The organism is Tepidimonas sp., assembly GCF_029335975.1.
GTDB lineage: Bacteria > Pseudomonadota > Gammaproteobacteria > Burkholderiales > Burkholderiaceae_C > Tepidimonas.
The window spans coordinates 1-10243 of record NZ_JARJMT020000036.1; the positions used below are offsets into that span (position 1 = coordinate 1).

The 10243-nt window shown below is 70.2% G+C and carries 9 protein-coding genes and 1 tRNA gene; 5 read left to right on the plus strand and 5 right to left on the minus strand.

Going from position 1 to position 10243, the window contains the following annotated elements:
* The coding region (locus P3W97_RS01910; protein ID WP_300843278.1) for a type II 3-dehydroquinate dehydratase at positions 1–237 on the minus strand (237 nt) is incomplete at its 3' end.
* A 47-nt stretch (positions 238–284) separates the two neighbouring features.
* Positions 285–794: a c-type cytochrome gene (locus P3W97_RS01915; RefSeq protein WP_300843279.1), complete on the minus strand. Its 510-nt coding sequence runs from the start codon at positions 792–794 to the stop codon at positions 285–287.
* A 149-nt stretch (positions 795–943) separates the two neighbouring features.
* Between P3W97_RS01915 and P3W97_RS01920 the strand changes: the two genes are divergently transcribed.
* Positions 944–1019: transfer RNA gene (locus P3W97_RS01920), tRNA-Arg, on the plus strand.
* Between the two features lie 42 nt (positions 1020–1061).
* Here P3W97_RS01920 and P3W97_RS01925 read toward each other — a convergent pair.
* A complete protein-coding gene (locus P3W97_RS01925) occupies positions 1062–2405 on the minus strand; it encodes a glutamine synthetase family protein (RefSeq protein ID WP_300843280.1) in 1344 nt (447 codons plus the stop codon).
* Positions 2406–2572: 167 nt separating this feature from the next.
* Between P3W97_RS01925 and P3W97_RS01930 the strand changes: the two genes are divergently transcribed.
* From P3W97_RS01930 to pdeM, 4 genes are read left to right on the plus strand one after another with little or no spacing between them, the layout of a single operon-like run.
* Positions 2573–3598 (plus strand): ligase-associated DNA damage response exonuclease, encoded by a 1026-nt coding sequence (locus tag P3W97_RS01930; RefSeq protein ID WP_300843281.1) that lies wholly within the window; start codon positions 2573–2575, stop codon positions 3596–3598.
* The gene (locus tag P3W97_RS01935) at positions 3595–5307 is read left to right on the plus strand and encodes an ATP-dependent DNA ligase (RefSeq protein WP_300843282.1); all 1713 of its coding nucleotides are present in this window, start codon (positions 3595–3597) and stop codon (positions 5305–5307) included. The genes P3W97_RS01930 and P3W97_RS01935 overlap by 4 nt, the downstream gene beginning before the upstream one ends.
* Positions 5304–7829 (plus strand): ligase-associated DNA damage response DEXH box helicase, encoded by a 2526-nt coding sequence (locus P3W97_RS01940; protein WP_300843283.1) that lies wholly within the window; start codon positions 5304–5306, stop codon positions 7827–7829. The genes P3W97_RS01935 and P3W97_RS01940 overlap by 4 nt, the downstream gene beginning before the upstream one ends.
* Complete coding sequence (gene pdeM / locus P3W97_RS01945) at positions 7826–8563, plus strand: ligase-associated DNA damage response endonuclease PdeM (protein ID WP_300843284.1); 738 nt, start codon at positions 7826–7828, stop codon at positions 8561–8563. The genes P3W97_RS01940 and pdeM overlap by 4 nt, the downstream gene beginning before the upstream one ends.
* Before the next feature lie 103 nt (positions 8564–8666).
* Here pdeM and P3W97_RS01950 read toward each other — a convergent pair whose 3' ends face one another.
* Both P3W97_RS01950 and P3W97_RS01955 read right to left on the minus strand, forming a co-directional pair.
* Positions 8667–9422: an SPOR domain-containing protein gene (locus P3W97_RS01950; protein WP_300843285.1), complete on the minus strand. Its 756-nt coding sequence runs from the start codon at positions 9420–9422 to the stop codon at positions 8667–8669.
* Complete coding sequence (locus P3W97_RS01955; RefSeq protein ID WP_367184580.1) at positions 9416–10213, minus strand: biotin--[acetyl-CoA-carboxylase] ligase; 798 nt, start codon at positions 10211–10213, stop codon at positions 9416–9418. The genes P3W97_RS01950 and P3W97_RS01955 overlap by 7 nt, the downstream gene beginning before the upstream one ends.
* Positions 10214–10243 lie beyond the last annotated feature (30 nt).

Sequence of the window (10243 nt, forward strand, 5' to 3'; positions counted from 1 at the left end):
GTTGAACACCACGCCAATGGCCTGACCTGCGCGATGCAGCGCACCCCAGGCGTGCAGGTGGTCGATCAATACCCCCTCGTGGTTGCTTTGCGCTGTCTCGACGGTCAGCCCCAAGCGCGCGCCGTGTTCACGGCAGCGGGCCTCCAGATCAGCCAGCGTGTCGGCCCCGTACACACCGGGCTCGCGCGTGCCCAGCAGGTTGAGGTTGGGACCGTTGAGAACCAGGACGCGGGTCATGGCGAGGCTGGCGATGACGGGCGCGTCATTGGCGTTGAGGTGTGCTTTTACTTGGACTCGGCCGCGGGCGCTTCCGGCTCGGTGAAATTGGCTCCGCCTTGGTTGGCCAGATAGGCCACGGCGCGGGCAATTTCGATGTCTCGGAACGCGCCGCCGCCTTGGGCACCCATCGCGCCCTTACCTTTGAGGGCAGAGTTGACGAGCGTGTCGTACCCTTGCGCGATGCGCGCGGCCCAGGCCCCCTTGTCTCCAATTTTGGGCGCGCCGACCAGACCGGCCTCGTGACAGGCGGCGCACTGCGCTTTGTACACGTCGGCGCCGGTGGCCAGCGGACGGTTGGCGTCGCGCAGCTCGACCGTGCCAACCTTTTGGATTCGCTGGGCCGTGGCGAGTTCGGGGTTGACCACGCCAGCCTGGGGCTTGTCGGCTCGGCTCACGTAAAACACCAGCCCGATGATCAGGAGCACCGGAGCGACGAATGCGAAGAAGGCCGTCCACCACAGTTGCTTCGCGGTCTTGATCGGCCCGGTGTGATTGTCGTGCGCGTGCTCGCTCATGATGTCCCTTTGGAGGCGTGTAACGGAGATTCGATTGCCCGTGGTGCCGTGCGATGCATGCGGGGGCTGCCACACCCAGCCATTATACCGAGGGGGTTCCCCGCGGCTGTCCGCGCGTGCGGCGGCCTGATAGAATGTTTGACTGGATTGCGGCTGTAGCTCAGTGGATAGAGTATCGGCCTCCGAAGCCGAGGGTCGTGGGTTCGATCCCCGCCAGCCGCGCCATGGCTGGTCGGTCCCGCTGAATGGCAGCCTGAAGAGTGGGGCTTATACGCTCAGCAGCAAAAAGCGCCGCTCCCATGGGCTGATGACATCGAAATATTCGCGGTATTCAGCCTCTTTGATGGCGGCGTAGGTGCGCAGGAAATGCTCGCCAAACAGCTCGGCCAGCGGCTCGCAGGCCAGCAGGCGATCGATCGCGTCATCCAAGTGCCGAGGCAACTGGTGCCGATGCTCGTAGGCGCTGCCAGACAACGGCTCGGTGGGCTGCCGCCGCTCGCGCATGCCCAAGTAGCCACACGCCAGGCTGGCCGCGATGGCCAGATAGGGATTGACGTCCACGCCGGCCAGGCGGTTTTCCACGCGCCGGGCCTGTGGAGGCGAATGCGGCACGCGCAGGCCGCAGGTGCGGTTGTCGTAGCCCCAACTGAGGTTGATGGGCGCGGCGGTGTAGCGCGACAAGCGCCGATAGCTGTTGATATAAGGTGCAAAGAAAGCCATGGCTGCAGGCAGATAGGTCTGCAGTCCGCCGATGAAGTGCAAAAACGCGGGCGACGGCGAACCGTCCGCTTGGCTAAAGACATTGCGCCCGCTGGCGCGGTCGATGATGCTTTGGTGGATGTGCATGGCGCTGCCCGGCTGTCCCTGCATGGGCTTGGCCATGAAGGTAGCATACATGCCGTGGCGGATCGCCACCTCGCGCACGGTCCGCTTGAACAGGAACACCTGGTCGGCCAGGGCCAACGGCTCGCCGTGGTCCAGGTTGATTTCCATCTGGGCCGTGCCCATTTCGTGGATCAGGGTGTCGAGCTGCAGTCCCTGCGCTTCGCACCAGTCGTAGATGACGTCGAAAATGTCATCGTATTCGTTGACGGCATCGATGGAAAAGCTCTGCATCCCGGCCTCGGTGCGGCGGGTGCGGCCGATGGGGGGCTTGAGGGGGATGTCCTCGTCAGGCTCGACCTGGACCAGGTAGAACTCCATCTCGGGCGCCACGATGGGCTGCAGGCCCTCGCGCTCGTAAAACGAGAGGATGCGGCGCAGCACGTTGCGCGGTGCCAGCTCGGCTGCCGTGCCGTCGAAATGCACGCAGTCGTGGATGATCTGGGCGGTGGGCTCCTTGGCCCAGGGGACGACGCGCAGCGTGGACGGATCGGGCACCAGCCGCATGTCGGGGTCCGCGACGGGGGTGAAGTCCTGCTCCGGGTAGTCGCCGGTGACGGTCATGGTCAGCACGGCCTCTGGCAGGCGCAGGCCGACGGCGGGATCGTACTTGTGGCGCGGCACGATCTTGCCGCGGGCCTGGCCGGTCATGTCCGGGATCAGGCATTCGACTTCGGTGATGCGGCGCTCGTCGAGCCACTGCTGGATGCGTTGGACGTCGTCATTCATGAGCGGAGGGGGTGTCGGGGTGTGGCTGCCAGTATGCGGCGATGATGCTGCCGGCGTGGTGCCAGCTGCGGCCGATGGGCAAGCGCCATTGCAGAGCGCGTCGGAACAGAGACCGTACAAGCCCTGCGGCTGCGCGCTTCGACGCCACTGGCTACACTGTGCGCATGGTGCAGGGGCAGGCTCTGGTGGTAGTGCGGCCGCAGGGGTTGTATTGCCCGGCTGGCGATTTTTACATCGATCCGTGGCGGCCGGTGGCACGCGCCGTCTTGACCCACGCCCATGCCGATCACGCGCGGCGCGGACACGGCGCTTATTTGGCCCAGGCGCAGGCCGCCGGCATCTTGCGCGCACGGCTGGGGGGCGACATCGCGTTGCAAGCCGTTGCCTACGGCGAGGTTGTGGACTGCAGCGGGGTGCGTGTGTCCTTGCACCCTGCGGGGCATATATTGGGTTCGGCCCAGGTGCGGCTGGAGCACCGCGGCGAGGTGTGGGTCGTCTCGGGTGACTACAAAGTGGAGGCCGACCCCACCTGCGCGCCATTCGAGCCGGTGCGCTGCCACACCTTCGTCACCGAATCGACCTTTGGCCTGCCGCTGTACCGCTGGCGGCCGCAGGCCGCGGTACTGGCCGACATTCAGGCCTGGTGGCAGGCCAATGCCGCGACCGGCCGCGCCAGCGTTCTGTACGCTTATGCGCTGGGCAAGGCGCAGCGCTTGCTCGCGGGTCTGGACACGACCACCGGGCCCGTGGTGGTGCACGGCGCGGTGGAAACGATCAACCACGCCTACCGCGCGGCCGGCGTGCCCTTGCCCCTCACCCATCGACTGGGGGACGGGCTCAAGGCGACGGACCTGCAGCGCGCGTTGGTGATCGCGCCCCCGTCGGTGCAGGGCACGCCGTGGCTGCGGCGCCTGGGTGCCTACGCCGACGCGATGGTCAGCGGCTGGATGCAACTGCGGGGCACACGCCGGCGACGCGGTGTTGATCGGGGCTTTGTGCTGTCGGACCATGCCGACTGGCCCGGGCTCATGCAGGCGATCGCGGCCAGCGGAGCGCAACGGGTGTGGGTCACCCACGGCCACGTGGCGCCGCTGGTGAGGTATCTGGCGGAGCAAGGCTGGCAGGCAGATGCGCTGCACACCCTGTACAGCGGCGAGGCAGGCGCCGATGCGGCAGAAGGGGATGAGGCATGAAGGCCTTCGCGGCGCTGTATCAGGCGCTGGATGCGACCACGTCCACCGCGGCCAAGCAGGCGGCGCTGCAAGCCTATTTTCGCGAGGCACCGCCCGCAGATGCCGCCTGGGCGGTGTATTTGTTGGCGGGCGGCAAGCCGCGTCAAACCGTGCCCGTGCGCCGGCTGCGCGAGCTGGCGCGCGCCGCGGCTGGCCTGCCGCAGTGGCTGTTCGATGAGTGCTACCAAGCGGCTGGCGACCTGGCCGAGACCATCGCCTTGCTGCTGCCGCCACCTGCCCAAGCCGAGGAGCATGGACTGGCGCACTGGATGGCCGAGGTGCTGACGCTGCGTGCGCTGCCGGCGCACGAGCGCGACGCCGCCCTGTGCGCCCAGTGGACGCGCCTGCCCGCCGAGCAGCGCCTGTTGCACGGCAAACTCATCACCGGCGGCCTGCGCGTGGGCGTTTCGCGCCAGCAGGTGACACAGGCGTTGGCGGCCGTGGCCGGCGTGCCGCCCGCGCTCGTGGCCCAGCGATTGATGGGCTACACCCGCGCCGATGCCCGCCCCGGGCCGCAGGACTACCAGGCCCTGCTGGCTCCGCCTGGGGCCGTGGCCGACCCGGGCGCGGCGTCCCCTGCACAGGCGCTGACCGGCGCCGCGGCCCCCGTGCCGGATGCGCAGCCTTACCCCTTCTTTTTGGCGCATCCGCTGCCGGCCGAGCCCGAGAGTCTCGAGGCGCTGCTGGGCCACCCGGCCGACTGGATCGTGGAGTGGAAATGGGACGGCATCCGCGCCCAGCTGGTGCGTCGGTGCGCAGTGGCGCTGTGGACCCGGGGTGAGGAGCTGGTCACGGACCGCTACCCGGAGCTGGCCGCCTTGGGGCAGCGCTTGCCCCCGGGTACGGTGCTGGACGGCGAGATCGTCGTTGCAACGGACGAGGGGGTGCGACCGTTTGCTGCGTTACAGCGGCGCATCGGGCGCCAACGCTTGAGTGCTGCCTTGCTGCGGGAGTACCCCGTGGCGCTGATTGCCTACGATCTGTTGGAGGCGGACGGCCGCGACTGCCGTGCCCAACCCCAGTGGTGGCGGCGCGCGCGCTTGCAGGCGCTGGTGGAGGCGCAGGGCGATCCGGCGTTGCGCCTCAGCCCTGCTTTGCCTGTGGACAGCGATACCGATTGGGCTGCCCTGTCCGTCCAGCGCCGTGCGGCGCGCGAACGGGGGGCCGAGGGTTTGATGCTCAAACAGCGCGATGGCCAGTATGGTATCGGTCGCACGCGAGCCGTTGGCACCTGGTGGAAATGGAAGGCGGATCCCTGGACTGTGGATGCGGTGCTGGTCTATGCCCAAAAAGGCCACGGACGTCGCGCGGGGTTGTATTCCGACTATACCTTTGCGGTCTGGAGCCATGCCCCTGGCCACCCGCAGCGGCAACTCGTGCCCTTTGCCAAAGCCTATTCCGGCCTGAGCGACGCCGAAATGGCGCGGGTGGACGCCATCATCCGACGCACCACACGCGAGAGCTTTGGGCCCGTGCGGGCGGTGGAGCCGACGCTGGTGTTCGAACTGGGCTTCGAGGGGATGTCACGCAGCCCCCGCCACAAGAGCGGCGTGGCGGTGCGGTTTCCGCGCATGCTGCGCTGGCGCACCGACAAACGGGTGGAGGAGGCCGACTGTCTGCCCACGCTGCTGGCCTGGCTGGAGGCTGCCGGCCCTGGGGGCACGCCATGACCCGTCGCCGATCGGCCCAGGCCGCCGGGGGTTCTCCTTTTGCGTCTGCCGAGGGCTGGATGCGAGCGCAGGGCTGGACGCCCCTGGCCTTCCAGCGCGAAACCTGGGCCGCCATCGAGGCAGGGCGCAGCGGTCTGGTGCATGCCAGCACGGGCGCCGGCAAGACCTATGCCGTCTGGCTGGGGCTGCTGCAGCGGCATGCCCCGGCATTTTCTGCGACGGTCGGGCCGCGGCTGCTGTGGATCACGCCGCTGCGCGCGCTGGCCAGTGACACGGCTGTGGCCTTGCAGGCGCCACTGGCCAGCCTTGCCCCGGGTTGGCGGCTGGGCGTGCGCACGGGGGACACGCCCGACGCCGAACGGGCGGCCCAACAGCGGCGCTGGCCGCAGGGCCTCGTCACCACCCCAGAGAGCCTGAGCCTGCTGATCGCCCGCGCCGATGCACCAGCCCTGTTGGCCGGCGTGGCGGCCGTGGTGGTAGACGAGTGGCACGAGCTGCTGTCCAGCAAGCGCGGGGTCCAGGTGCAATTGGCGCTGGCGCGCCTGCGCGGCTGGCAGCCCGCACTGCAAATTTGGGGCATGTCGGCCACGCTGGCCAATCTGGAAGAGGCGGCGGCCGCACTGCTCGGTCCCGTCCATGCGCCCGGGGCAGTCCTGGTGCGGGCTGGCCAGCCCAAACCGCTGGTCATCGACACGCTGTTGCCGCCCCGAATGGAGCGCTTTCCGTGGGCGGGGCACCTGGGCCAGGGCATGGTGCCGGCCGTCGCGGCCGAGATCGACGCCTGCCGCAGCGCGCTGCTGTTCACCAATACCCGCTCCCAGGCCGAATGGTGGTACCAAGCCCTGCTGGCCGTGCGCCCTGATTGGGCCGGCCAGATCGCGCTGCACCACGGCTCCCTCGATCCGCAGGTGCGGCGCTGGGTGGAGCAGGGACTCAAGGACGGGACGCTGCGCGCCGTGGTTTGCACCTCCAGCCTGGATCTGGGGGTGGACTTCGCGCCCGTGGAGCGGGTGCTGCAGATAGGTTCGCCCAAGGGGGTGGCACGGCTGCTGCAGCGGGCTGGCCGCAGCGGTCACGGCCCGGGGCAGCCCTCGCGCGTGACGCTGGTGCCCACGCATGCGCTGGAGTTGATCGAGGCCGCGGCCGCACGCGATGCAGTACAGGCTGGCTGCATCGAGCCGCGCCATCCCTTGCAGGCGCCGCTGGATGTGCTGGTGCAGCACCTGGTCACGGTGGCGTTGGGTGGCGGCTTTCGACCGGAGTCGCTGCTGGCCCAGGTGCGCACCACCCATGCCTATGCCGGCTTGTCGGACGAGGACTGGCGCTGGTGCCTGGACTTCGTGCGTCACGGCGGGCCGTCGCTGCAGGCCTATCCCGAATACCGCCGCGTCCAGCCCGACGAGGCGGGCGTCTGGCGCGTGCCCGATGGCCGGCAGGCGCGCCGCCATCGCCTCAACATCGGCACCATCGTGGCCGATGCGCAACTGGAGGTGCGATTCTTGCAAGGCGCGCGCCTGGGGTTGGTGGAGGAGGGCTTTGCCGCCCGCCTGCGCCCGGGTGACCGGTTTTTGTTCGCCGGCCGCACACTGGAGCTGGTGCGCCTGCGCGATTTGACCGTTTGGGTGCGCGACGCACGCGGCCAGCAGCCCCGGGTGCCGCGCTGGCAGGGTGGACGCATGTCCCTGTCCACTGCGCTGGCCGATGCCGTGCTGGCGCGCTTGGCCGCCGCCGCCCGGGGCGAGCTGGACGGGCCAGAGCTGGCAGCGTTGCATCCGCTGCTGGCGCTGCAGGCGCGCTGGTCTTGTCTGCCCACCCCCGAGCGCTTGCTGATCGAGGTGCTGCACGACCGGGAAGGCTGCCATTTGTTTCTGTATCCCTTTGCGGGGCGCGACGTGCACCTGGGGTTGGCCGGTTGGCTGGCATGGCGGGCCGCGCAGGCGCAGCCGCGCACCTTTTCGATGGCGGTCAACGACTATGGGTTGACGCTGCTGAGCGTCCAGCCCGTGGATTGGGCAGCCGAGCTGCCGCGCTGGCTGCAGCCGCCCGATCTCGATACGCTGACTGCCGAGCTGCTGGCCAGTCTGAACGCGACGGAGTTGGCCCAGCGGCGTTTTCGCGAGATCGCGCGCGTGGCAGGCCTGGTCGTGCAGGCCCAACCGGGCGAGCGCCGCAGCCCGCGGCAGTTGCAGGCGTCGGCGGCGCTGTTTTGGGACGTGTTGGCCCGCCACGATCCGGCCAACCGCCTGTTGCACCAGGCGCGCGCCGAGGTGCTGGCGCAGGAGCTGGAGATCCAGCGTTTGTACGCCACCTTGCGGCGTATGGCCGGCCAGACGTGGCAGGTGCAGGCGCTGCGCCGCCCCACACCGCTGGCTTTTCCGCTGCTCGTGGAGCGTCTGCGCGAGCGTGTCTCCAGCGAGACATTGAGTGCACGTCTGCAGCGGTTGGTCGCGCAGCTCGAACGGGCGGCGGATGCTCCGGTGTCCCGCCGGCGTCGCGCCGCGGCGCGGGGAGCGGCCGCATGAGGGGGGCGTTCTCGGCCCCCGCGCCGGTCGTGCTGCAGGTGCCGCGCCATGGGCCCGAGGCGGCCCTGTGGCTGCTGCCGCAGCGGGCCGTCTGGTGGCCGTCCGGGGCCACGTTGTTCGTGGCCGACGTCCATCTGGGCAAAGCCGCCGCATTCCGCAGCGCCGGGCTGGCCGTCCCCAGCGGTACCACCGGGGACAATCTGCAGCGGTTGGGCGCACTGGTGCAGCGCTACGGCGCGCGCCGCTTGGTGGTGCTGGGGGATCTGCTGCATGCCCGCGCCGCCCGCACGCCCGCCGTGCTGCAGGCCCTGCGCCACTGGCGCAACCGTCACCCCGATCTGGCGTGGGTGCTGGTGCGCGGCAACCACGATGACCATGCGGGCGATCCGCCGTCCGACCTGGGTGTCACCGTCGTGGATGAACCCTGGTCCCTGGGGCCGTGGCATTGCCGCCACGCGCCGCTGGCCGGGGACGAAGCGGCCCCGCCAGGGCCCATCCTGTGCGGGCATGTGCACCCGGTATGCGTGCTGCGGGGTGCCGCGCGCGAGCGCCTGCGGCTGCCATGCTTTGTGCTCACCCCATCGGCCTTGTGGCTGCCGGCTTTCGGTGCCTTCACTGGTGGCTATACCGTGCGGGCTGCCGCCACTTGGCTGCGCTGCGCGATCGCCGACGATGCCGTCTGGCCGGTGGATGGCTCCCCGCCGGCGCCTTGGCAGATCAGCACGGGCCAATAGATTCCACCGGGCCGCCCATGCCTCACCCAGACCAGCCGCAGCCCGCGCAAGAGCCAAGAACCAAGAACCGCTGTGCTCTGGTCTGGGCAGCCGCGCAGCGCCATCAGGGGCAGGCCTGCAAGGCCCGCCCCATCCCATCGAGCGCGGCCTGCAGGCGGCCGTGCTCGGCCTCGGTCAGATCGGGCCAGCGCAGGGTGATCGTGCGGGTTTCGGGTCGCTCCTGCACCACGCGCGCGTCGCGCACGCCCTGACGCACCAGGTCTTGCAGCGCGTTGCGGGCCGCTGCCTCGCTCGAATAGGTGCCCAGCGCCAGCCCGGGCGTCAAGGCCGGCGTGTTGACCTCGCGCTGGTCGATGCCGGCTTGGCGCAATTCGGCCCGGCGTCGCTGCAGCGCGTCCGCACTCGGGAACTTGCCCAGATACACGATCCAACGCTCTGGCAAGACGGCGGCCGTCTCGGTGCGGCGTCCGCGCAGCCCCGCCTCGCCATCGGCGCTGCGCCGCACGGCATCGGCCTGGGCCGGTGTCAGCGCGGCCAGTTGCCAGCAGCGGCGCGGCTCCACCGGCGCAGGGGGGGCGGGACGATCGGGCAGAGGGTCCGGGGCGGCGCTGTCCGTGCTCGGGGCGGCTTGTGCGATGCCGGCAGGCGTCGACTCGGTCAGAGCGGCCGAATGGATCGCAGCCCCGCCGGGGGCGTTGAGCAGGCGCAGCCGCTCTGGCGCCACCTGCTGTGCCAGCCGCTGTGGCTCGCGCGCAGCGTCGGCCGCGCGGGGGGCATCCGTCAGGCCGAGCCAACCACGCTGCCAGGCCCACAGCGCGCCGTTGGCCACCAGCAGCACAATCACCAGCACCCTCAGCATGGTCGCACGCTCACTTCCCCTTGTTGCACGCGCAGCAGCCCCGCGGCCGTACGCAAGCGCAGCGCACCATCCAGATCCACGCCCTCGGCCGTGCCTTCGGTGCCGTCGCTCAGGCGCACGGCGCGGCCGCGCAGCGCATCCCGCGCCGCATAGCGCGCAGCCAGCGCTCCAAATCCCTCGCGCTCGAAGGCGTGCGCGGCCCGCAGCACGGCTGCGCCCAGCGCCGCCAGTGCGTGCCCCAAATCCCATGGCGTCTGTCCGCGCGCGTGTGCGAGAGCATCGAGCCCAATCGGGGGCAGCGCATTGGGCGCAGCATCCGGGGGCAGGGTCGGGGTGGCCAGGTTGACGCCGACACCGATGACGCAGTGGCGCCCCGGCTCGGTCGCGGCGGTGCTGGCTGTCTCGATTAGGATGCCGCCGAGCTTGCGACCGTCCCAGCACAGGTCGTTGGGCCATTTGAGCTGCACATCCGGGTCCAGCGCCTCGGCCACGGCCAGCCCGATTGCCAGCGACAGGCCCGACCAGTCGACCGGGGTCAGCCGCATGCCGACCGAAAAGGCCAGCGACGCGCCGGGCAGCGTCACCCAGCTTCGCCCCAGGCGCCCGCGGCCAGCGCTTTGCGCCAGGGCGGCCAGCACCACCGGGCCAGCTGCGAGATCGCCCACGCGCGCGCGGCGCATCAGCTCGGCATTGGTGGAGTCGATGGTGGGCACCACCTCTATCGACAGGCCCGGCCACGCCGGGCTGGCAGTCTGCCACAGGGCCTCGGCGCCGGCGTGCAAACGCGCCAACGCAGCAGTCGTCGCGGAGACGGTGGCGGG